This window comes from Kutzneria chonburiensis (assembly GCF_028622115.1).
GTDB classification, from domain to species: Bacteria; Actinomycetota; Actinomycetes; order Mycobacteriales; family Pseudonocardiaceae; genus Kutzneria; species Kutzneria chonburiensis.
On sequence record NZ_CP097263.1, the window covers coordinates 7,417,103 to 7,438,650 of the forward strand.

22 protein-coding genes and 1 tRNA gene are annotated in these 21,548 nt (G+C 69.8%); 9 read left to right on the top strand and 14 right to left on the bottom strand.

Annotation, left to right across the window (positions count from 1 at the left end; translation table 11 throughout):
• Window position 1: 1 nt before the first annotated feature.
• Window positions 2–541, bottom strand: a complete 540-nt coding sequence (locus tag M3Q35_RS34095; protein WP_273936636.1) for a hypothetical protein — start codon at window positions 539–541, stop codon at window positions 2–4.
• A gap of 91 nt (window positions 542–632) precedes the next feature.
• On the opposite strand from M3Q35_RS34095, the gene M3Q35_RS34100 reads away from it, so the two are divergent.
• Together M3Q35_RS34100 and M3Q35_RS34105 are read left to right on the top strand one after the other, a co-directional pair.
• Window positions 633–1,163 carry a peptidylprolyl isomerase gene (locus M3Q35_RS34100; RefSeq protein WP_273936637.1) on the top strand — a complete coding sequence of 177 codons (531 nt, stop codon included), beginning with the start codon at window positions 633–635 and terminating at the stop codon, window positions 1,161–1,163.
• Window position 1,164: 1 nt separating this feature from the next.
• Window positions 1,165–2,046 (top strand): rhomboid family intramembrane serine protease, encoded by an 882-nt coding sequence (locus M3Q35_RS34105; RefSeq protein WP_273936638.1) that lies wholly within the window; start codon window positions 1,165–1,167, stop codon window positions 2,044–2,046.
• Here M3Q35_RS34105 and M3Q35_RS34110 read toward each other — a convergent pair.
• A complete protein-coding gene (locus M3Q35_RS34110; RefSeq protein ID WP_273936639.1) occupies window positions 2,023–2,454 on the bottom strand; it encodes a PH domain-containing protein in 432 nt (143 codons plus the stop codon). The genes M3Q35_RS34105 and M3Q35_RS34110 overlap by 24 nt on opposite strands.
• 178 nt (window positions 2,455–2,632) lie before the next feature.
• Window positions 2,633–2,899, bottom strand: a complete 267-nt coding sequence (gene crgA / locus M3Q35_RS34115) for a cell division protein CrgA (RefSeq protein ID WP_273936640.1) — start codon at window positions 2,897–2,899, stop codon at window positions 2,633–2,635.
• Between the two features lie 131 nt (window positions 2,900–3,030).
• On the opposite strand from crgA, the gene M3Q35_RS34120 reads away from it, so the two are divergent.
• From M3Q35_RS34120 to M3Q35_RS34130, 3 genes are read left to right on the top strand one after another with little or no spacing between them, the layout of a single operon-like run.
• Complete coding sequence (locus tag M3Q35_RS34120) at window positions 3,031–4,038, top strand: class E sortase (RefSeq protein WP_337960504.1); 1,008 nt, start codon at window positions 3,031–3,033, stop codon at window positions 4,036–4,038.
• A 1-nt stretch (window position 4,039) separates the two neighbouring features.
• Window positions 4,040–4,195, top strand: a complete 156-nt coding sequence (locus tag M3Q35_RS34125; RefSeq protein ID WP_184863455.1) for a hypothetical protein — start codon at window positions 4,040–4,042, stop codon at window positions 4,193–4,195.
• A 9-nt stretch (window positions 4,196–4,204) separates the two neighbouring features.
• On the top strand, window positions 4,205–4,849 hold the full coding sequence (locus M3Q35_RS34130) for an aminodeoxychorismate/anthranilate synthase component II (protein WP_273936641.1): 645 nt from the start codon (window positions 4,205–4,207) through the stop codon (window positions 4,847–4,849).
• A gap of 54 nt (window positions 4,850–4,903) precedes the next feature.
• On the opposite strand, the gene pknB is transcribed toward M3Q35_RS34130, so the two are convergent.
• From pknB to M3Q35_RS34165, 7 genes are read right to left on the bottom strand one after another with little or no spacing between them, the layout of a single operon-like run.
• Window positions 4,904–6,913 carry a Stk1 family PASTA domain-containing Ser/Thr kinase gene (gene pknB / locus M3Q35_RS34135; RefSeq protein WP_273936642.1) on the bottom strand — a complete coding sequence of 670 codons (2,010 nt, stop codon included), beginning with the start codon at window positions 6,911–6,913 and terminating at the stop codon, window positions 4,904–4,906.
• 57 nt (window positions 6,914–6,970) lie between these two features.
• The gene (locus tag M3Q35_RS34140) at window positions 6,971–8,206 is read right to left on the bottom strand and encodes a serine/threonine-protein kinase (RefSeq protein ID WP_273936643.1); all 1,236 of its coding nucleotides are present in this window, start codon (window positions 8,204–8,206) and stop codon (window positions 6,971–6,973) included.
• A complete protein-coding gene (locus M3Q35_RS34145) occupies window positions 8,133–9,698 on the bottom strand; it encodes a peptidoglycan D,D-transpeptidase FtsI family protein (RefSeq protein WP_273936644.1) in 1,566 nt (521 codons plus the stop codon). Before M3Q35_RS34145 ends, M3Q35_RS34140 begins: the two co-directional genes overlap by 74 nt.
• The gene (locus M3Q35_RS34150; RefSeq protein ID WP_273936645.1) at window positions 9,695–11,149 is read right to left on the bottom strand and encodes an FtsW/RodA/SpoVE family cell cycle protein; all 1,455 of its coding nucleotides are present in this window, start codon (window positions 11,147–11,149) and stop codon (window positions 9,695–9,697) included. The genes M3Q35_RS34145 and M3Q35_RS34150 overlap by 4 nt, the downstream gene beginning before the upstream one ends.
• Complete coding sequence (locus tag M3Q35_RS34155; protein ID WP_273936646.1) at window positions 11,149–12,558, bottom strand: PP2C family protein-serine/threonine phosphatase; 1,410 nt, start codon at window positions 12,556–12,558, stop codon at window positions 11,149–11,151. Before M3Q35_RS34155 ends, M3Q35_RS34150 begins: the two co-directional genes overlap by 1 nt.
• Window positions 12,555–13,016: an FHA domain-containing protein FhaB/FipA gene (locus M3Q35_RS34160; protein ID WP_043720461.1), complete on the bottom strand. Its 462-nt coding sequence runs from the start codon at window positions 13,014–13,016 to the stop codon at window positions 12,555–12,557. Before M3Q35_RS34160 ends, M3Q35_RS34155 begins: the two co-directional genes overlap by 4 nt.
• Before the next feature lie 46 nt (window positions 13,017–13,062).
• Window positions 13,063–14,274, bottom strand: a complete 1,212-nt coding sequence (locus M3Q35_RS34165) for a DUF3662 and FHA domain-containing protein (RefSeq protein WP_273936647.1) — start codon at window positions 14,272–14,274, stop codon at window positions 13,063–13,065.
• A gap of 115 nt (window positions 14,275–14,389) precedes the next feature.
• Between M3Q35_RS34165 and M3Q35_RS34170 the strand changes: the two genes are divergently transcribed.
• Window positions 14,390–14,471, top strand: a tRNA-Leu gene (locus M3Q35_RS34170).
• A gap of 302 nt (window positions 14,472–14,773) precedes the next feature.
• Here the strand turns inward: M3Q35_RS34170 and M3Q35_RS34175 are convergent.
• The gene (locus M3Q35_RS34175; RefSeq protein ID WP_273936648.1) at window positions 14,774–15,898 is read right to left on the bottom strand and encodes a hypothetical protein; all 1,125 of its coding nucleotides are present in this window, start codon (window positions 15,896–15,898) and stop codon (window positions 14,774–14,776) included.
• Between the two features lie 590 nt (window positions 15,899–16,488).
• Here M3Q35_RS34175 and M3Q35_RS34180 point away from each other — a divergent pair.
• On the top strand, window positions 16,489–17,109 hold the full coding sequence (locus tag M3Q35_RS34180) for a hypothetical protein (protein WP_273936649.1): 621 nt from the start codon (window positions 16,489–16,491) through the stop codon (window positions 17,107–17,109).
• A 16-nt stretch (window positions 17,110–17,125) separates the two neighbouring features.
• Complete coding sequence (locus M3Q35_RS34185) at window positions 17,126–17,782, top strand: NAD(P)H-binding protein (RefSeq protein ID WP_273936650.1); 657 nt, start codon at window positions 17,126–17,128, stop codon at window positions 17,780–17,782.
• Window positions 17,783–17,859: 77 nt separating this feature from the next.
• Here the strand turns inward: M3Q35_RS34185 and M3Q35_RS34190 are convergent, their stop codons facing one another.
• Together M3Q35_RS34190 and M3Q35_RS34195 are read right to left on the bottom strand one after the other, a co-directional pair.
• The gene (locus M3Q35_RS34190; protein ID WP_273936651.1) at window positions 17,860–17,985 is read right to left on the bottom strand and encodes a hypothetical protein; all 126 of its coding nucleotides are present in this window, start codon (window positions 17,983–17,985) and stop codon (window positions 17,860–17,862) included.
• Between the two features lie 211 nt (window positions 17,986–18,196).
• Window positions 18,197–19,540: a D-arabinono-1,4-lactone oxidase gene (locus M3Q35_RS34195; RefSeq protein WP_273936652.1), complete on the bottom strand. Its 1,344-nt coding sequence runs from the start codon at window positions 19,538–19,540 to the stop codon at window positions 18,197–18,199.
• 88 nt (window positions 19,541–19,628) lie between these two features.
• On the opposite strand from M3Q35_RS34195, the gene M3Q35_RS34200 reads away from it, so the two are divergent.
• Window positions 19,629–20,834, top strand: a complete 1,206-nt coding sequence (locus tag M3Q35_RS34200) for an amino acid deaminase/aldolase (RefSeq protein WP_273936653.1) — start codon at window positions 19,629–19,631, stop codon at window positions 20,832–20,834.
• Between the two features lies 1 nt (window position 20,835).
• Here M3Q35_RS34200 and M3Q35_RS34205 read toward each other — a convergent pair whose 3' ends face one another.
• Window positions 20,836–21,504, bottom strand: coding sequence for a TetR/AcrR family transcriptional regulator (locus tag M3Q35_RS34205; protein ID WP_379794397.1), 669 nt, complete (start codon window positions 21,502–21,504; stop codon window positions 20,836–20,838).
• Between the last annotated feature and the right edge of the window lie 44 nt (window positions 21,505–21,548).

Sequence of the window (21,548 nt, forward strand, 5' to 3'; positions counted from 1 at the left end):
CTCACTTGTCCGCGGTGCGCGGGGCCTCCTGGCCGTTACGGGCCGGCTCGGGCACGTGCACCGAACCCGGCGCGTCGTCCCGCACGTCCTGCAGCCGCACCTCGCGCGGCCGCCGGGACAACACGACGGCCGTCGCCGCGCCGCCGGCCAGCACCAGACCGAGCAGCCACGGCCAGCGGCGGCGGCGCTTCGGCCTCGGGTCCACGGTGTTGGCCAGGTCCTCGGCGACCTTGCGGGCCTGCTTGCGGATCTGGTTGGCGTTGCGCACGGCCTCGGCCCGTGCCTTGCCGGTGCTCCGCTTCAGGTCCTTGCGCGCCTGGTCGGTGGTGCGCCGCAGGTCCCGGCGGGCCTGCTTGGCCATCCTGCGCGCGGCCTTGCGGGTCGGCTTGAACTCCTCGTTGGCGAATTCCACCAGTTCATGGGTCCGCTCGATGCCGGCCTGACCCGCGCGGGCAGCCTTGCGGCGGGCGGCACGCACCGCCCGGCCGACCGCCTCGCCCGCCTTCGCGCCGGCCTCGGTCATGGTCTCGACCTCGTCCATCTGCTGCTCCAAGCCCAGTCGATCGGGACGATCTGACCGAACCAGTCTGCCCCTCCCGCCACGATCCCGCCGTGGATGGCACGATGGCATCGTGGCTGACAACGACATCGTCGGGGCGACCCTGCACACCACGCAGGGCGACATCCGCCTCTACCTCTTCCCGAACCACGCCCCGAAGACCGTCCGCAACTTCGTCGGGCTGGCCGAGGGCACCAAGGACTACAAGACCCAGAACGCCAAGGGCGAGAACTCGGGCCCGTTCTACGACGGCGCCGTGTTCCACCGCATCATCGCCGGCTTCATGCTCCAGGGCGGCGACCCGACCGGCACCGGCCGCGGCGGCCCCGGCTACCAGTTCGAGGACGAGTTCCACTCGGAGCTGGTCTTCAACAAGCCGTACCTGCTGGCCATGGCCAACGCCGGGCCCGGAACCAACGGCTCGCAGTTCTTCATCACGGTGGGCCCGACCCCGCACCTCAACCGCCGGCACACCATCTTCGGCGAGGTCCGCGACGAGGAGTCCCGCGCGGTGGTCGACAAGATCGCCGGCGTGCCGACCGACCGCAACGACCGGCCGCTGACCGACGTCGCCATCGAGAAGATCACGATCGACTACAGCTGACATGACCGCGCCGTACGGGCAGCCGATCGACGCGCTGCCCGCGTGCTACCGGCACCCAGGCCGGCACACCGGGCTGCGCTGCACCCGGTGTGACCGGCCGACGTGTCCGGAATGTCTGCGGGACGCCGCCGTCGGCCAGCAGTGCGTCGAGTGCGTCAACGAGGGGCAGCGGACCACCCGCCAACCCGTCACCTGGGCCGGTGCGCGTCTGGTCAAACAGCCCGTGCTGGTCTACCTGCTGATCGCCGCCAACGTGGCGATCTACGGGATCACCGCGCTACAGGCCAACAGCTTCGCGTTCAACAGCAACTCGCCGCTGTTCGCGGAGTGGGTGACCTGGCCGCGGGCGGCCGCGGTCAACGACCAGTGGTGGCGTATCGTCACCGGCGGCTTCCTGCACTACGGCTTCATCCACATCGCGGTGAACATGCTGTCGTTGTGGGTGCTCGGCCGGGACCTGGAGCGGGTGCTCGGCCGGGTGCGGTTCGCCGCGGTGTACTTCCTGTCGCTGATCGGCGGCTCGGTCGCGGTGATGCTGTTCTCCGACCCGGACACCGGGGCGGCCGGCGCGTCCACCGCGCTGTACGGCCTGATGGGCTGTTACCTGGTGGCCGTGGTCCGGCTCAAGCTCAACCCGCGACCCATCCTGGCCACCCTCGCGCTGAACGTGTTCATCACCTTCGCCCTGCCCGGCATCTCCATCACCGGGCACTTCGGCGGGCTGGTGGTCGGTGCGATCGCGATGGCCGCGCTGGTCTACGCGCCGCAGAAGAACCGCGCCTGGTGGCAGGGCGGGGTGTTGGTGGTGCTGTTCCTGGTGCTCGTGCTGATCTACGTGACCAGGGCGGCGCAGCTGGTCTCAGCCCTGGGGCCAGGGACGTAGCGCCTGGAGCTGCTCGACGACGTCGGCCGGATCCTCACCGAGGTCCAGCTTGCCGAAGATGATCAGGCCGTCGTCGTGCAGCACCGTCAGCTCCACGGTCGCGGTGACGCGGCCGAGTCGCCGGCCGTGTACCAGCCGGATCCGCACCTCGGGCCAGGTCCAGCTGCGGCTGGAGAACAGCCCGCGCACCGTCACGCCCTGCTCGTCGGCCCGCAGCCGCGGCCGGGCCAGCGTGCCGAACAGCGAGATCGCCGCCAGCATCAGCGCCGCGATGCTGAGCAGCACCCGACCGCCCGGGTCCTCGCCGACGATCACCAGCAGCACGGCGATGGCGGTCAGCACCCAGCCGATGCCGACCAGCGGGGCCTGCGGGGCCCAGCGGTGTTCCGTGGTCAGGGGCTCGGTCATGGGCACGCTCCGGGCGCTTGTGCTTTATTGCGCAAAGTTGTCCACAGGAGTTGTCCCCAGTGGGGATGACTTACACGCATGTCGTTCGATGACCGTGCGGTGAACTGGGGAAACGACGGGGTAACAGACAACGACCCGGACGTGTCACGCCCGGGTCGTCATCACGCTGGGTGAACTGTCAGCGCCACTTCATCGTCATCAGCAGACCGATGATCATCAGCGCGAAGCCGATCAGGAAGTTCCACGACCCGAGCGACTCCATCACCGGAATGCCGGTCGGCACCAGGTAGTACGCCACCAGCCAGGCCAAGCCGAGCAGCATCAGGCCGAGCATGATCGTGACGTAGACCGGGTGGGACGGGCCGACCGCCTTGACCTTGACCGGCGTGCGCCGATCCGTCGGTGGCGTGTAGACCGTCTTCTTGCGGACCTTCGACTTGGGCATCTTTCCTCGCCTGACCTCGCGCGTGAGGCATCGGTGGCTGCGCGGGCAACCACTGCCAGGGGTAACACGTTAACGTAAACGAGGATGCCAGCGAACCACTAGTTGAGGTCAGGGGCACAGGAGGGTTTCACGTGAACCACAACCCGCCGCCGGCAGCGGGACGGCCGGCCGGTTGGCGTCCCCGTCCTGCGCCCGAACAGCCCACCGCGTTCCTCCCGAAGATCGACGTGCTGCACGCGGGTCCCCAGGACCAGCGATTCATCCCGGAGCCGGACGAGGAGGACACCGGCTGGATCGAGGACGACGACCGGCTGGAGTCACCGCCGCCGCCCAAGGACACCGCCCGCAAGGTGGTCCGCTCCTTCGGCGAGCTGTTCATCACCGCCGGGATGGTGATCCTGCTCTTCGTGGTCTACGAGGTCTACTGGACCGACCTGATCTCGGCCGGCAAGCAGAACCAGGCCACGTCCTCGCTGGACAGCCAGTGGAAGGACCAGGACACGGTCGGCAACGGGCCGCAGCGCGGCACCCACTACGACCTGGCCGAGGGCAAGGGCTTCGCCAAGCTCTACGTGCCGGCGCTCGGCGCCGACTACCACTTCACCATCGTCGAGGGCACCACCGACGCCGACCTGGACATCGGTCCCGGCCACTACATCGGCAGCGCGCTGCCCGGCCAGCCCGGCGACTTCGCGGTCGCCGGCCACCGGGTCGGCAAGGGCGCGCCGTTCAACGACCTTGACCTGATCAGCTCCTGCGACGCCATCGTGGTGGAGACCGAGACCGACTGGTTCGTCTACCGGATGCTGCCGACCAAGGACGAGGTGGCCGGCTGGGCCACCGGCAAGGGCGCGCAGCCGCAGTGCAAGGGCGTCGCCCCGCTCGGCGGACCGTACGCCGGGCTGGTCGGGCAGGAGACGGTGCTGCCGTCGCAGGGCGACGTCATCGCCCCCGTGCCGCACCAGGCCAACCTCCAGCTGCCGGCCGGCCAGCAGGCCTCGCTGATGACGCTGACCACCTGCACGCCGAAGTTCTCCGCGTCGCACCGGCTGATCCTGCACAGCGTGCTGACCAACCAGTACCCGAAGGACCCGAAGCATCCGGAGCAGGTTCCGCCGGCGCTGAAGGAGACCGACTGACGTGTACGGCTGGATCTGGCGGCACCTGCCGGGACCGACCGCGGCCAAGGTCGCGGAGGCGGTCGTGCTGGTGCTGGGCATCGTGGCCCTGCTGATGCTCGTCGTGTTCCCGTGGGTAGAGCCGCTTCTGCCCTTCAACCAGGTGACAACGGGGTAGTTTCACATCATGCGCGTCCTGGTCGTCGACAATTACGACAGCTTCGTCTACAACCTCGTGCAGTATCTGGCGCAGCTCGGCGCCGAGTGCGTCGTGCGGCGCAACGACGTCGTGCAGCTTTCCGACGTCGATGCCGCGGACGCGGTGCTGATCAGCCCTGGGCCCAGCACGCCAGAACGGGCCGGCGCCAGCATGGACGTCATCCGCTACTGCGCCTCGAAGCGTGTGCCGGTGCTCGGCGTCTGCCTCGGCCACCAGGCGATCGGCGTCGTGTTCGGCGGCACCGTCGACCGCGCGCCCGAGCTGCTGCATGGCAAGACCAGCCTCGTCGAGCATGCCGGTGTCGGTGTGCTGCACGGCGTGCCGTCGCCATTCGTCGCGACCCGCTACCACTCGCTGACCGTGCTGCCCGAGACCGTGCCGGCCGAGCTGGAGGTCACCGGCCAGACCGAGAGCGGCATCGTGATGGCCATGCGGCACCGGGAGCTGCCCATCGAGGGTGTGCAGTTCCATCCCGAGTCCGTGCTGACCGACTGCGGACATCGCATGCTGGCCAACTGGATGGCCGCCGCCGGCTTCCCGGTCGCGCCCGAGCGCGTCAACGAGCTCGAGGCCGGCATGCGCCGCCTGGCCGCAGCCGCCGCGGCGGTCTGACCCGAGACAGACGAAGGGCCCGGCACTCGCAGAGTGCCGGGCCCTTCGTCTGGGTCAGTGGCCGCCGTTGCCGGTTGTCGTCGTGGTGCCGGTCGGCTGGTAGACCTGGATCTGGATGGTCTGGTTCTTGCCGACCACCTGGTTCGCGTCCGGGTTCGAGGACTCGATGGTGTTCGGCGGCTTGGTGATGTCCATGTCGGTCGTGATGCTGAACTGGCCGGTCCAGCCGTACTGGGACTGGAGCTTGCTCTGCGCGGCCGACACCGTCAGCCCGGTCAGGTTGGGCATCGTGAACTGGTCGCCGAGCGACACGGTCAACGTCACCGTGCTGTTCGGGGCGGCCTTGCCGGTCGGGTTCTGGCTGAGCACCTGGTCCTTGGGCTGCGTGCTGGACTTCGTCGACTTCGAGACCTTGAAGCCGGCGCCCTCCAGATTGCTCTTGGCCACGTCGAACGGCTGGCCGGTCTGGTCGGGCACGTCCACCAGGTCCGGGCCCTTGCCGATGACCAGCGTGATGGTCGCGCCCTCGGCCACCGGCGAGCCGGCCGGCGGGCTGGTCGAGCTGACCTTGCCGATGAGCTTCGTGTCCTGGACGACCTCGGTGGTGGTGGTCGGCGAGACCACGAGCTTGCGGGACTGGAGTTCCTTGGTCGCGTCGTCCTGCGACTTGCCCTGCTCGTCCGGCAGCGCGAACGTGTTCGGCGCCTTGCCGACGACCAGCTTGATCGAGGTCGTCTTCGGCACGGTGCCGGACTGCGGGTCCTGGCTGATGACGTTGCCGACCTGGTCGGTCGTGCACGTCGGCGTGGAGCCGTCGACGGATGCGCCGCAGGGGACGTAGTTGACCGTCGGGTTGACGAAACCCTTGTCCCGGATCATCTGCAGGGCCACCGACTGCTGCATGCCGGTGACCTTGGGCACCTCGGCGTTGTTGGCGCTGTTGTTATTGCCGTTGCCGCTGAGGAACATTGTGGTCAGCCAGGCGGCGAGGGCCAGCACGGCGATGCAGATGAGCACCACGCCGGCGATGGTCAGCGCACGTTTGCGGCGGGCCCGGCGCTCCGCTTCCTCATCGGCCTCGAAGTCGTAGGCGTCGTATTCGGGCTCTTCCGAGGCCGGTGCGGGCCGGTGGCGGCCGGTGACGACCTGGGTCCGGGCGCCGTTGCCGTTGCCCATGAACGCGGTGCGCTCCTCGGCCGACATCACGGCCGGCGCCGACGGCCGCTGGCCGGACAGCACGCGCACCAGGTCGGCCCGCATCTCGGCGGCCGACTGGTAGCGGTTGGCCGGGCCCTTGGCCATGGCCTTGAGCACGATGGAGTCCAGCGCCGGCGTGACCTGCGGGTTGACCGAGGACGGGGCCGGCGGCTCTTCCCGCACGTGCTGGTAGGCGACGGCGACCGGGGAGTCGCCGGTGAACGGCGGCTGGCCGGTCATCAGCTCGAACAGCACACAGCCGGCGGCGTAGACGTCGGAACGGGCGTCGACCGCCTCGCCCCGCGCCTGCTCCGGCGACAGGTACTGGGCGGTGCCGATGACGGCGGCGGTCTGCGTGACGGCGGCCTGCCCGTCGTGGATGGCGCGGGCGATGCCGAAGTCCATCACCTTCACCGCGCCGGTCTTGGTGATCATTATGTTGGCCGGCTTCACGTCACGGTGGATGATGCCGTGCCGGTGGCTGAAGTCCAGCGCCGCGCAGACGTCGGCCATGACCTCCATGGCCCGCTTGCCGGTCAGCGGCCCCTGGGTCTTCACGATGTCCCGCAGCGTCCGCCCGTCCACGTACTCCATGACGATGTAGGGCAGCGGGCCGTACTCGGTCTTGGTCTCGCCGGTGTCGTACACGGCGACGATGGCGGGGTGGTTGAGCGCGGCGGCGTTCTGCGCCTCGCGGCGGAAGCGCTCCTGGAACTGCGGATCCCTGGCGAGGTCGGCGCGCAGCACCTTGACGGCGACGTCCCGGCCGAGACGGACGTCGCGGCCTTTGTGGACCTCCGACATCCCACCGTAGCCGAGGGTCTCGCCCAGTTCGTAACGGTTGGAGAGCAGTCGCGGAGTGCTCATCGGTGCGTCGTCTCGTTCCTCGTCAACAGTCGTCCCATCATGCTCCTGCCGCCCGCCTCAGCCACCAGGACCCCGCCCCGCGCAGGTGACCGTCCCCAGACATCGGTCCTGTGCCGGTCGGTCACCGGTGAGCTTTGCCGTGGTCGGCCTTCCGGTGCCCTCGGTCCCCGCACCCGAGCGCTGCCATTCGCGAATCCCCCAGACCGCGAGCAGGCTCACCAGAATCACCACCAACAACGCCAGCAGGACCCACAGCCCGGTCCGGTTCGGTCTGGGCTGAGGCTGCGGTCCCAGCAGAAAGGTACCGGTGCCGGACCCCATCGGAGCACCCGACGGCGGGACCTGAGGCGGAACCACCGGAATGGCCCCCGGCGGATAGGTCGGCGGGCCGGCCACCATCGGCCGCTGCTGCTGCATCGGAATCGCCATCGCCAGTCCCGACGGCGTCGGCAGCGGCAGTCCGGCCCGTACCGCGCCGACCGCGGCGGCGAACTCGCCGCCGTTGCGGTAGCGCTGCCGCGGGTCCTTCACCAGCGTCGCCTCGATCAGCGCCCGTACCGCCGGCGGCACATCCGGCGGCAGCGGCGGCGGCACCTCGCGGATGTGCATCATCGCGACCGTGACAGCGTTTTCCGACAGGAACGGCCGCCGGCCGGCCAGGCATTCGTAGCCGACAACGGCCAGCGCGTACACGTCGCTGGCCGGCTCGGCCTCCTGCCCGACGGCCTGCTCGGGGGCGATGTAGTGGGCAGTGCCCATCACCATGCCGGACCGGGTCACCGGCGCCGCGTCAGCCGCCTTGGCAATGCCGAAGTCGGTCAGCTTCACCTTGCCGGTCGGGCCGACCAGGATGTTGCCGGGCTTCACGTCACGGTGCACGTAGCCCCGCTCGTGCGCGGCCTGCAACGCGGCCCCGCACTGCTGGAGCAGGTCGAGCGTTCGGTCCGGGGCCATCCGGCCCTGGGCGGACAGGATCGCGGCCAGCGGCTCGCCGGCCACCAGCTCCATCACCAGGTAGGCGGTGTCCTCCGGGCCGTCCGGCTCGGACGCCGTCTCGCCGTAGTCGTGCACCGCGGCGATGCCCGGGTGGTTGAGCGAGGCGGTGGTCCGCGCCTCGGTACGGAACCGGTGCAGGAACTCGGGGTCGCCGGACAGCTCGGGCTTGAGCACCTTCACCGCGACGGCACGGTCCAGCCGGGAGTCGGTCGCCTCCCACACCTCACCCATGCCGCCGACGGCGATGCGCCGAGCCAGCCGGTAGCGGTCGGCGAGCAACTGCCCGGTGGTGAGCATCGTCAGCCTCCCCGGCGAGGTAGGCGTTGATGGTCGCACGGCCGACGCCGGCGGCCACGGAGCTGCCGGTGGCGGCCAGTCCGCGGTCGCCACCGTTCTCCACCACTACGCAGACGGCGATCTGCGGGTTGTCCGCCGGGGCGAACGCCACGTACCAGGCGTGCGGCGGGGTGTTCTTGGGGTCGGTGCCGTGCTCGGCGGTGCCCGTCTTGGAGGCGATCTTGACGTTGGCCTGCTTGCCGGCGCCGCCGGTGTGCTGCTCCGACAGCAGCATCATGGCCTTGACCTGGTCGGCGACGTCCTTGGACAGGGCCGGTCCGCCCGGCGCCTCCTGCGGGGAGAACGAGGAGATCGACGACATGTCCGGGGCCAGGATGTTCTTCACCAGCTGCGGCTGCATGCGCACACCGCCGTTGGCGATGGTCGCGGCGACCATGGCGTCCTGGATCGGGGTCAGCTTCACGTCCCGCTGGCCGATGCCGCTCTGGTACAGCGCCGCCTCGTCCGGGATGGAGCCGACGGTCGAGGTGGCCACCGGCACCGGCACGGTCAGGTCGGTCTGCCCGATGCCGAACTTGGCCGCCTGCTGGATCAGGTTGTCCTTGCCGACCTTGCCGGCCAGCGTGGAGAACGCGGTGTTGCAGGAGTACTCGATGGCGATCGACACCGACACCTGGTTGTTGGTGCCCTCGGGGCAGGTCTCGTTGGCGAAGTTGGACAGCGTGGTCGAGGTGCCCGGCAGCGTGATCGTCGGGTCGGCCGGCAGGTTCTTGGTGTTGGCGTCGTCGATGCCGTTGGCCAGCGCGGCCGAGGCCACCACCAGCTTGAACGTTGACCCCGGCGGCAGCGTCTCCTGGGTGGCCCGGTTGAGCGCCGGCTTGGTCGGGTCGTCGTCCAGCTTGGTGATGGTGTCGCGCTGGGTCGCGTTGTCGTGCGAGGCCAGCGGGTTCGGGTCGAACGACGGCGTGCTGACCATGGCCAGGATCTCGCCGGTGGAGGGCTTGATCGCCACCACGGCGCCGCTGAAGTTCTTGGCCGTCATGCCCGCGTAGGCCGCGTCCTGCGTCTTCGGGTCCACGGTCAGCTGCACGTTGCCGCCGCGCGGATCCCGGCCCGTGATCAGGTCGGACAGCCGGCGCACGAACAGCTTGGACGACGAGCCGTTGAGCACGTCGTCCTCGGCCCGCTCGATGCCGGTCGCGCCGAAGATCGACGAGTAGTAGCCGGTGACCGGCGCGTACTCCGGGCCGTTCTTGTAGACCCGCAGGTAGTGCTGGGCGTCCTTGGTCTCGACCGAGTTGGCCAGGATGGTGCCGGTGGCGCTGACGATCTGGCCGCGCTGGCGGCCGTACTCCTCCATCACGCTGCGCCGGTTGGCCGGATTGTTGGCGTACGTGTCGGCGTTGATCACCTGCACGTAGGTCAGGTTGGCCAGCAGGAGCAGGACCATCACCATCATGGTGAGGCCGACCCGGCGTAGTGGCTTGTTCACGTCGGTCGCTCCACGAGGACGGTGCTTGCCTCGGCGATCGGCGCCTGCGGCTTGGGACGGCTGGCCTGCGGGCGTCGCGCGGCGTCGGAGATCCGCAGCAGCAGCGCCACCATGATGTAGCTGGCCAGCAGGGACGAGCCGCCGGCCGACAGGAACGGCGCGGTCAGACCCGTCTCCGGGATGAGCTTGCTGATGCCGCCGATGACCACGAACATCTGCCACATCAGCAGGAAGGACAGGCCGCCGGCGAGCAGCTTGCCGAAGGTGTCGCGGACGGCGAGGCCGCTGCGCAGGCCGCGCATGGCCAGCATCATGTAGACCACGATCATCGCGGTCAGGCCGATGAAGCCGAGCTCCTCGCCGAAGGCCGACACGATGAAGTCGCTGCTGACCACCGGCACCAGCTCCGGGTGGCCGGCGCCGAGCCCGGCGCCGGCGATGCCGCCGCTGCCCAGGCTGAACAGCGACTGCACCATCTGGTAGCCGTCGTTCTGCGCGTCGGCGAACGGGTCGATCCAGTTCGTCACGCGGGTCTGCACGTGGATGAACATCTTGTAGGCCAGCGTCGCGCCGCCCATGAACAGCACGATGCCGATCCACACCCAGGCCGACCGCTCGGTGGCCAGGTACACCATGGCCAGCACGGTGCCGAAGAACATCAGCGAGGCGCCGAGCTCGGTCTCGATCATCAGGACCAGGATGGCGATCGCCCAGGCGATCAGCAGCGGGCCGGTGTCGCGCGGCCGGGGCAGCTCGAGGCCGAAGACCTTGCGGCCGGCGATGGTGAACAGGTCCCGCTTGGACACCAGGAAGGCCGCGACGAACAGGATGATCAGCACCTTGGCGAACTCGCCGGGCTGGATCGACACCGGGCCGATGATGATCCACAGCTTCGCGCCGCCGACACAGGAGATGCTGCACGGCAGCACGCCCGGCAGCACCAGCAGCACCAGGCCGACCAGGCCGAAGGTGTAGCCGTAGCGGGACAGCGTGCGGTGGTCCTTGACGCCCCACAGCACCACCACCATCGCGGCCAGCGACAGCGCGGTCCAGATCAGCTGCTTGGGGGCGGCGTTCGAATAGCCGTGCCCGGACTGGAGGGCCTGCTGCGCCAGCGGGGTGTCCAGCCGGTACAGCATGGCCACACTCAGGCCGTTGAGCAGCGACGCGCACGGCAGGATCAGCGGATCCGCGTACGGCGCCAGCTTGCGCACGGCCAGGTGGGCCAGCCCGAACAGCGCCGCGTAGACGGCGACGTACAGCAGCACCTCGGGCTTGAGGGTCTGGAACTGGTTCTCCGAGATCAGCACGAAGGCCAGCGCGACCAGCCCCGCCACGAACCCGAGCAACGCGAGCTCGGTGCCGCGACGGGTCGGTGTGGCGGGCGACGACGAACCCGGCGCACTCATGTGCGTCGTCGCCGCCCCCAGTACACCGGGCGGGAGGGCCATCAGCCCCCTACCTTCCTGCAGTTCTTGCCCGGCTGCTGCTGTGTGCTGGTCAGCGTGGGCGCGGTGTTGGTCGTGCTGCTCGTCGTGGTGCCGGAGGCGCTGGTCGAGGTCGTCGTGCTGGAGGCCGCCGTGGTCGTCGTGCCCGTGGCCGCGGTGTCCGGGGTGCACGTGGGCAGCAGCGCGCCCAGCCACAGCCGCCGCACGGCGTCACGCGCGCCGTCCACGCCCGGCTTCTCCGGGATCACGCCCTTGCGCACGTCCTCGCGCGCCGACTCCTGGAGCTCGTCCAGCGTCAGCGACTTGCAGCCCGCCTCCTGCGGGTCCAGGCACGAGGTCTCCGCGACGCGGTGCAGCGGGATGCCCAACACCGGGCCTCCGCGCACCCCCTCGAAGATCGCGACATGGTTGTCCTCGGTGGCGCCCACGTAGTACTGGCCGAGCACCCACCACACGGTGCCGCCCGCGCCCAGCCCCAGCACGATGAGGATCGCCACGATCCAGACGAGTAACCGGACCCGCTTGCGATTCCTCGCCTTGGGGTCCGGTGTCGGTGCTACCTGCGCCATTGGTTGTGGCGGTGGCGTCCGTGGGGCGGTTATCGCGCCCGCTCTCGACGCCGGCGAGTCCGGCGGCGGCTGGTCCTGGCTGCCGTCCCCGGCCGCCCCGCCGACGATCGGCGCGTCGTCGCCGTAGTCGACGTCGACCACGTCGGCGATGATCACCGTCACGTTGTCCGGGCCGCCGGCCTTGAGGGCCAGCTCGATCATCCGGTCCGCGCAGGCCTGCGGATCCGGGATCAGGATCGCCTCGGCCAACGTCTCGTGGCTCACGTAGGAGCACAGGCCGTCGGAACACAGCAGGTACCGGTCGCCGGCGCGCGCTTCGCGCACCGCGAGACTCGGCTCCACCTCGTGGCCGGTCAACGCGCGCAGCAGCAGCGAGCGCTGCGGGTGCACGTTGGCCTCCTCCTCGGTGATCCGGCCCTCGTCGATCAGCGACTGGACGAAAGTGTCGTCGTGCGTGATCTGGGTGAACTGGCCACCGCGGAGCAGATAGGCCCGGGAGTCGCCGACGTGGACCAGGCCAAGTCGGTTGCCCGAGAACAGCACGGCGGTCAGCGTGGTGCCCATGCCGTCGAGATCCGGGTCGTGCGACACCAGCTCGGCGATGGCGCCATTGCCCTCCAGCACCGCACCGCGGAGCTGGTCGAGCAGGTCGTCGCCGGGCTCGTCGTCGTCGAGCGGGGCCAGGGCGGCGACAACCACCTTGCTGGCCACCTCACCGGCGGCGTGGCCGCCCATGCCGTCGGCAAGGGCGAGGAGACGCGGGCCCGCGTAGACGGAGTCCTGGTTGTTGGCTCGAACCAGGCCCCGGTCACTGCGGGCGGCGTAGCGAAGGACGAGGGTCATGTGCGCAGCTCGATCACTGTCTTGCCGATGCGGATCGGGGCACCGAGCGGGACCCGGAGGGGTGCCGTGACCTTCGCCCGGTCTAGGTATGTTCCGTTCGTGGAGCCAAGATCCTCCACGTACCAGTCGCTGCCTCGCAGCGACAGCCTCGCGTGTCGAGTCGAGGCGAAATCGTCATCGAGCACGAGGGTCGAGTCGTCGGCCCGGCCGATCAGGATCGGTCTGCCGTCGAGCGAGATACGGGTGCCCGTCAGTGCTCCGTGAGTGACAACGAGCTGTCTGGCCGTCTTCCCCTTGGCCGACTGCTTGCCACCCTTGCGGAACCCGCCGGGCACCGCGACTCTCAACCCCGACGCGGCATAGATGTCGGATCGGACCACGCGCAGCGCGGCCAGCACGAACAACCAGAGCAGGGCGAGAAACCCTGCTCTGGTCAGCTGCAACACCAGCTCTGGCACCTGTAGTGACCGCTCCCGCCTGACCTCGTACCCGCCCGCTCCCGACTCAGCCCTGCGTGCGGAACACGAGTGACGAGTGGCCGACCCGGACGACGTCGCCGTCCGCGAGCTGCCAGGTCTGCACCGGAGTGCCGTTCACCGTGCTGCCGTTCGTGGAGCCGAGGTCCGCGAGCATCGCACTCTGACCATCCCAGGTGATCTCCAGGTGCCTCCTGGAGACCCCCGTGTCGGGCAGTCGGAAGTCCGCGTCCTGGCCACGGCCGACCACGTTGCCGCCCTGCTTCAGGTTGTACGTGCGGTTGGAACCGTCGTCCAGCTGAAGGATGGCAGTGATCTGGCGCGGACCCGGCGGCGGGCCGGGAGGCGCGCCGTACGGATCCTGCTGGCCGTAGCCGCCGCCCTGCTGTCCGTACTGGTCGTAACCGCCCTGCTGCTGACCGTAGCCGCCCTGCTGGCCGTACGGGTCGTACCCGCCGCCCTGCTGCTGGCCGTAGCCGCCGCCCTGCTGGGGATAGCCCTGCTCGTAGCCGCCGCCACCCTGCTGCGGGTAGCCCTGCTCGTAGCCGCCACCCTGCTGCGGCTGGCCGTAGCCGCCGCCCTGCTGCGGGTAGCCCTGCTCGTAACCACCGCCACCGCCCTGCTGGGGGTAGCCGTGCTGGTCGTAGCCGCCCTGCTGCTGCTGGCCGTACTGGTCGTACCCGCCGCCTTGCTGCTGTTGCTGCTGCTGCGGGTAGCCGCCCTGCTGCGGGTAGCCCTGGTCATAGCCGTAACCCTGCTGACCCTGGTGCTGACCGTAGGGGTCCTGCGGGGGGTACTGGCCTGGTGGCTGGCTCATGGATCGGTCTCCTGCGGTGCGAGGTGGTGCTGGCCGTCGTACGTCAGGGTCGACGGACGAGTTGGTTCGGAACTGTCCCGTGTGCAGCGCGTCGGAGCGCTCCAGGGAGACTACGACGTCACCATAGGTATCCCATCCGTGCTCTGCGAGGTGCTCGCGGACGCAGTCCTCGAGCAGCTCCGTTATGCGCTGTTCGTCCTGCTCGGCACCCGCCAAACGGTCGTGGTCGGCTGCACCGAGCAACACCCGGTAACTGTTCGGCGCTAGCAGCCGGTCACCGGCGAGCTCCTTGACGTTCAGCTCAGCCTCGCGTTGCAGCGACTGCGCCACCTCCTGCGGCACGACGCTGCCGCCGAACACGCGTGCGAAGGCGTTGCCCACAGCGCCCTCAAGGCGGCGCTCGAAGCGCTGCACGCGTCCCACGGCTGTTCCCTTCGCTACGGACTTCCTGACTCGATCGTATCCGGGCCCGCGAGGTGCGACACGGCCCAATTAGGAGACCGAGCCACCGCCGTGCTAGTGTTTCTCCCGTCACCGAGGGCGAGTGGCGGAATGGCAGACGCGCACGGTTCAGGTCCGTGTGTCCGAAAGGACGTGGGGGTTCAACTCCCCCTCGCCCACTCGATAGCGAGAGAGCCTTCTTCGCGGAAAGCGCGAAGAAGGCTCTCTCGTTTTTGTTGTGGGGCTCGCGCCCCACACCCCCAGGCAGGAGGGGCTTCGCCCCCTACACCCCCACTCCGGCCGCCCTAAACCTCGAAGTCCCAGGTCATGCGGCACCTCTTGTCTTGAGCGACCGTCGCCGGCTTCCCGTTTCCGCCGGTCCATCTCCATTTATTAGGCCGCTGACATGGGCTTTTTCGATTACTTGCCAGCGGCCATCTAAAACCGGCCGTGGCGAAGTCCCGCTAATGGGTGATGTCGGTCACTTGTTGATGGGTGGGGTGGGGGCGGCGGGCTGCTTGGGGAGGGAAGGATTGGTGGTGGCCAGGGCGCGCTGCCAAGCGACCCAGGGGGAAGCGGCGGCGCGCCAGCCGGGCGAGGACAACTCGAGTGGACCATCGGGGGCCGGCTCGGGGCGCAGGGCCAGTTCGGGAGCGGTGGACGCAGGGTGCATGGGGCAGCGCGGAGCGTGCGGATCGAGGACGACGAGGCCGTTGGCGTCGAAGTAGCGGACGTGATGTCCGTCGCCCGGGAGGCCGAGCAGCGGGTGCAGCAGCAGGCGGGCCACTCGACCGAGTGAGGGCTGGCCGGCCCACTCGACGTGCGTGGTCTCGCAGCCGCGAGACCACGGGGTGAGCCAGAGGGCATCGCCGAAGATGCGGGCGCGGCGTAGCAGCGAGCTGTTCAGGGCGGCCGGGCCCGGTGAGCGGTGACGGGTGTCGAGGACGGACCGCTCGATGTCGGTGAGCGGCGTCGGATCGTTGCCGAGCCAGCGGAGCTCGCCCAGGTCGACCAGCGACTCGGCGAAGGCGAGCGCGGCGAGCCACTGGCGGTAGGAGATGTTCGAGAGGTGCACGGTCGCCGAGACGTCGTCCACGAGATAGAGCTCGACGTGGCGCCGGTGCAGGCGGGCGCGCAATCCCGGCACCCCCAGCATCTCGCCGCCGGCGACGCGGGGCATCAACTCGGCCAGCAGCGGGCCGAGGGCGCCGCTCTCCAGGTGCAGAACCATCTCGTCGGCGTGCGGGCGGACCATCCGGAACACCCGGGCCGGCCGGAGCAGGTCAGCCGGTATCCGAAGGTGCAGGTAGTTCACCGCGCGGCCGGCGGCGGTGAAGATGCCCGACTCCAGCTCGCGCTGGCCCTCCGTCAGGGCATCGGCCAGCAACGCGCGGCGCACATGGGCCGGCGGTGGCGGCATCTCGTCGTCGCCGAACAGGCGGCCGACGTTGTCGTTGTCGAGCATCTCGTGCAGCCGCCCGCGGTCGTCCGGGGAGAGCCGCTGCACGCCCGCGGTGACCACGGGCATCAGGCTCGAATCGGTTTCCCCGGTGTACATCCGGCGCAGCAGCGCCAGTCGGCGGACCAAGGACAGTCTGTGTGGCATCGGGAACCTCGCTCCCTCACCGCCCGGCTCGGCGAAGGCGCGTGGCAACCGTCGACGAGTACGCAGAACGTAGAAGGCTGGTTGGCCTTTCGGCGATCGCCTCCACCCGCAAGCCGGGAGCGGGGTGGGCAGGACCGGCCAGGCATTCGTGAATGCCGGTGACGGACTGTACCGGTTCTGTCACCCCGATTGTCCACGCCCACGCCGACCGTTCGTCGCAGCGCGGGCCGACAGCCGTGCGACGAACGGTCGCCGTTCACCCGTCCGGCGGCCTGCGCGGCTGGTCAGCGGCCTGCCTGCCACCACTCGCGTGAACGCTACCGGGGGCTCGTTCCTGCGCAGATGCACGTGCATCGGCGGGGGAACGACCACTGACCGACCGCCGACCGTCCGACGGAGCCGTTCACACGAACGGCAGCACCGCCGGACCGAAGTCCCGTTCCGGGCTCTCGACCGGTCACCGACCGCATATTGCCGCCAACCGCACACCGCTCCTTACAGCGGAATCCGCGCCGGTCAGACCTGGTACTCCAGTAACCGGAAGAAATCGCGACGGCACAGTCGTCGAGGCTGATGAGGAGGCGAAGTTCGTGAGCCGCTCCGCTGGCAACACGGCAGCAGTCCACAAGAACGCCAAGACCCTGCCGTCGCGCGCGGTCCCCGCCGTCGAACTTCCGGCGCCGTCCGAGGAGCTCGCCGCCAAGGCGGTCGAGCGGCTCGGTTGGAAGGGCGTGCTGCTGCCGCAGCTGACCCTGCTCGGCCGCAAGGTCTTCGTCGTCGCCGAGCTGCTGCCCGACGCGCACGCCGAACGGCTGTGCTTCGGCGTCGGGCCGGTCGTCGACCGCACCACCGTCGCCACCTGGGTGTGGCCCGAGCTGGCCGGCAAGGTCCCGCCGGCCGCCGTGCGCATCGTCGGCGTGATCGCTGTCGCCAAGCACTGGCGTACCGGCCTCGCCTCCGCCGTTCCCTTTGCGCTGCACGGTGACGCCGCCGTGGTGCTGCCCTCATCCGTCGCCCTCACCGACGACTACCTGAGCAACTGCCTGCCGAGGGCCCGCCGCTACGGCCTCTCCATCGTCAGCGCCGACCCCGACGGCACCGTGTCGATGGACCTCGCCGGCACCCCCGAGCACGTCAGCCTGGAGCAGACCGCCGTCACCCGGTGGGTCAACGAGGTCGTGTATGAGCAGGTGCTGGCCACCGCCAGCTGAACTAGTGTCGGACCACATGCGCGTTGTGATCGCCGGCGGACACGGCCAGATCGCCCTCAAGCTCGAGCGTCTGCTCGCCGCCCGCGGTGACAGTCCGGTGGGGTTGGTACGCAACCCCGCCCATGGCGATGATCTCCGCGCTGCCGGCGCCGAGGCCGTGGTGTGCGACCTCGAGTCCATCTCCGCCGACGAGCTCGCCGGGCACCTCAAGGACGCCGACGCGGTGATCTTTGCCGCCGGCGCCGGGCCCAACAGCGGGACCGACCGCAAGGACACCGTCGACCGCGCCGCCGCCGTGCTGCTGGCCGACGCCGCTCGTCTTGCCGGTGTTCGTCGTTACCTGCTCGTCAGCTCCATGGGCGTCGGCCGACCCCTCGCCGCCGGCTCCAGTGAGTCGTGGGCCGCTTACATCGCCGCCAAGTCCGCTGCCGAGGACGCCGTCCGTGACACCGACCTAGAGTGGACCGTGCTCCGTCCCGGCGGCCTCATCGACGACGCGCCTACTGATCGGATCCGGTTGGAGACTCCCGGCACCATGCGGGGCACCATCACCCGCGCCGACGTCGCCGCTGTGTTGGTCGCGCTGCTCGACGCCCCCGGCACCGCCGGTCTCACCCTCGAGTTGATCGCCGGAGACACCCCGATCCCCGACGCCGTCGCCGCCCTCGGTTAACCCCACGCCAAGCCCCGAGCGCCTTCAAGATCGCTTTGCACCCAAGGCGGTTTCCCATGGTCGCTGAAACACCGTTGTTAGCCGGTGCCGGCGACCAATGCCGTCTCACGTTCGGCCGGGCCGCTCCAGCCCAGCGCCCCACCGCGACCCGCCAGTACTTCCGGTAGTCGCCCCGCCCGCTCGCCGGCCTTCAAGATCGCCACGCGCCCCATCCGGTACAGAAGACAGCCCCGCACCCAACCCTGGGGGGCGACCCCGAGGCCAGTCTATCGGGGGCGGTGGGTAGTTGATCTTTACGGGGCGTTGCCTGTGGATAACTTGGGTGGTTGTGGACAAGCGTTTGCGTAGGGCGTGAGCTGGGGGAATGGGGAGCGGGAGAGGGCTTACGGGGCGGGTTGCCCCCATGACCGACGGTCACACGGGACCGAGGACGGTGTCCAGGTAGGCGTTGCGGAAGACGCCGTTGGGGTCGACGGAGGCGCGCAGGGAGCGGAACTCCTCGAAGCGGGGGTAGCGGGTGGCGAGCACCGAGGAGTCGAGGGTGTGCATCTTGCCCCAGTGCGGGCGACCGCCGACGGTGCCGGCGATGCGCTCGAAGAGGTCGAAGTACTCCCGATAGGGCATGCCGACGTACTGGTGGATGGCGATGTACGCGCTGTCCCGGCCGTAAGCGGTGGACAACGGGATGTCGTCGGCGGCGGCGACGCGGACCTCGACGGGAACGATCACCGGGTGGCGCAGGCCGGGGATGGCGGCGCGGAACTCGCGGAGGACGTCGTGCAGTGATTCACGTGGAACGGCGTACTCGGTCTCGACGAAACGAACCCGGCGCGGCGTGGTGAACACGCGGTAGGAGTGGTCGGAGTAGGAGCGCTCGGACCACAGCGAAGCGCACACGCGGTTGAGGGTGGGTACAACCGACGGCACGGCGCGGCCCAGCTTGCAGACGAGGCTGAAGGCGCTGTTCTCCATCACCTCGTACTCGTAGAACTGCCGAGCCTTCGAGAGTGGGGCGATGGCGGCGTCGGCGGGCAGCCGGACGTTGTGCTTGACCTGCACGCGGTCGCTGTGCGGGAACCAGTGGAACTCGACGTGGTCCTCGGAGCCGCACATGGCGTCGAACTTCTCCAGGATCGCGTCCAATGGCTGCGGAAACTCCCGCGCCTTGAGGGCGAAGGCGGGCACGCACTGCAACGTCACAGTGCTGATGACGCCGAGGGCGCCGAGACCGACGCGGGCGGCGCTGAACAGCTCGGGACGCTCGTCGGGGGAGCAAGAGACCACGGAACCGTCGGCGAGAACCAGCTCCAAGGCGCGAACCTGGGTGGAAAGGCCGCCGAGGCGGGCGCCGGTGCCGTGGGTGCCGGTGGAGATGGCGCCGGAAATGGTCTGGGCGTCGATGTCGCCGAGGTTGGCCATGGCCAGGCCGAGCCGGTGCAGCTCGACGTTCAAGCGGTGCAACGGCGTGCCGGAACGCACGGTGACCAGATGCTTGTCCCGGTCGGCGTGCACGACACCGGACCACTCGCCGAGGTCGATGGCCACGCCGTCGGTGGCGGCGATGCTGGTGAACGAGTGCCCGCTGCCCCGCGGCCGCACGGTGAAGCCGTCCTTGGCCGCGACGGTCACGGCCTCGGCGATCTCGCTGACGTCACGCGGCCGAGCCACGTGCACCGGCTGCGACCGAGCGGTCCCGGCCCAGTTCTGCCACGGCGCCGGGCGTGCCGTATCGGTGCCCAACCGGAGACGTCCGACCATCACTACCCTCCGCGACCCTGTGATGCGCTGCACACAAGCTAGGTGAAAAGTATTCACATTTCAATGCGTCCCGACGTACCGTTCAACTGTGTCACCGCAGCAGCAGCGCGTCCGCTTCGACTCCGCGACCGACGGGTTCGACCCGCCGTTCGCGCTGGTCGACCTGGACGCCTTCGACCACAACGCCGCCGAGCTGGTGCGACGGGCCGGCGGCACGCCGATCCGCGTCGCCAGCAAGTCCGTCCGCGTCCGCGCCCTGCTCGAACGGGTGCTCGCGGTGCCGGGCTACGCCGGGCTGATGACCTACTCGCTGGCCGAGGCGATGTGGCTGTTCGCCGAGGGCACCTGCGACGACCTGCTGGTCGGCTACCCGACGACGGACCGGGCGACGCTGCAGAAGCTGGCCCACGACGAAGCGGCCCGCGCGGCGATCACGATCATGGTCGACTCGGTCGACCACCTCGACCTGGTCGACGACGCGCTCGGCCCGGGCCACCCGGACATCCGGGTCTGCCTCGAGCTCGACGCGTCCTGGCGACCGCTCAACGGATCGCGCAAGCTGCACGTCGGCCCGCTGCGCTCGCCGGTGCACACCGCGGCCCAGGCCGCGGCCCTGACCAGGCGAATCGTCGAACGTCCCGGCTTCAAGCTGGTCGGGATCATGGCGTACGAAGGGCAGATCGCCGGTATCGGCGACGCCCCGCCCGGCAACCCCCTGCGCGGCCTGGCGGTGCGCTGGATGCAGGGCAAGTCGGCGGCCGAGCTGGCCGAGCGCCGGGCGGCCGTGGTGTCGGCGGTACGGGCACTGACTCCGCTGGAGTTCGTGAACGGCGGCGGCACGGGCAGCCTGGAAGGCACCGCCGCGGAGCCGGCGGTGACCGAGGTCGCGGCCGGGTCGGGCCTGCTCGGGCCGACCCTGTTCGACGGCTACCGGTCGTTCCAACCCCGGCCGGCGGCGCTGTTCGCGCTGCCGGTGGTCCGCCGCCCCGGCCCGAACGTGGCGACGCTGTTCACCGGCGGCTACCCGGCGTCCGGGCCGATCGGCGAGGACCGGCTGCCCTCGCCGTACCTGCCGGCCGGGCTCAAGCTGACCAAGCTGGAGGCGGCCGGCGAGGTGCAGACGCCGGTCACCGGCAAGGCGGCCGACCGGTTGCGTATCGGCGACCGGGTCTGGATGCGGCACGCCAAGGCCGGCGAGCTGGCCGAGCGGTTCCGCGAGTTCCACCTCGTGCGCGGCTACCAGGTGGAGCAGACGGCCCCCACCTACCGCGGCGAGGGCCAGGCCTTCGGCTGACCTACTCGGGTTCGCCCAGTCGGGTAGACAGGTAGCCCTTGATCAGGGCCTTCGCCTCGTCGACCACGATCTGGTCGCCGCTCTCGTTGCGGCGGAAGGCGAACTTCAGCACGCCGTCGGCCGCCTCGATGGCCACCGCGACCGGCAGCTGGAGCTCGGCCATCGAGCGGCCGAACCGCTCGGAGATCAGCGCGGCCAGGCCCTCGGCGATGACCGCGTTGTTGTCCTTGCCGTCGTCGAGCAGCCGGGTGTCCACCACGTCGCCGAAGTGCAGCCGGCTGAACGCGGGCACCGTCCGGTGCATCTCCACGTACACGTCGAACATCGAGTCGACGGCGTCCCACCAGTGCTCCAGCTCGGCCGAGTCGAAGCGCTGGACCACGTTGGCCATGAAGCGCTCCAGGTTGCGCAGGGTCAGCGCCTGCACGACCGCGCGCTTGTCGGGGAAAAACTGGTAGAGCGAGCCGACCGCGACGCCGGCCCGCTCGGCGATGAGCGTGGTCGTCACGCCGTCGTAGCCCAACTCCTCGATCAGCGAGGCGCACGCCTCGAGCATGCGCTCAACCCGCTGGGCGCTGCGCTGCTGGACGGGCTTGCGACGCAGCGGACCCACGTCGGTGGTCAGGTCGGCGGACACGCGGACTCCTTGGCTGACGGCTGTGGCAGGCATTCTCGCCTGTGACGGGTGGGGAGCACTTCCCTGTGACCCCGCAC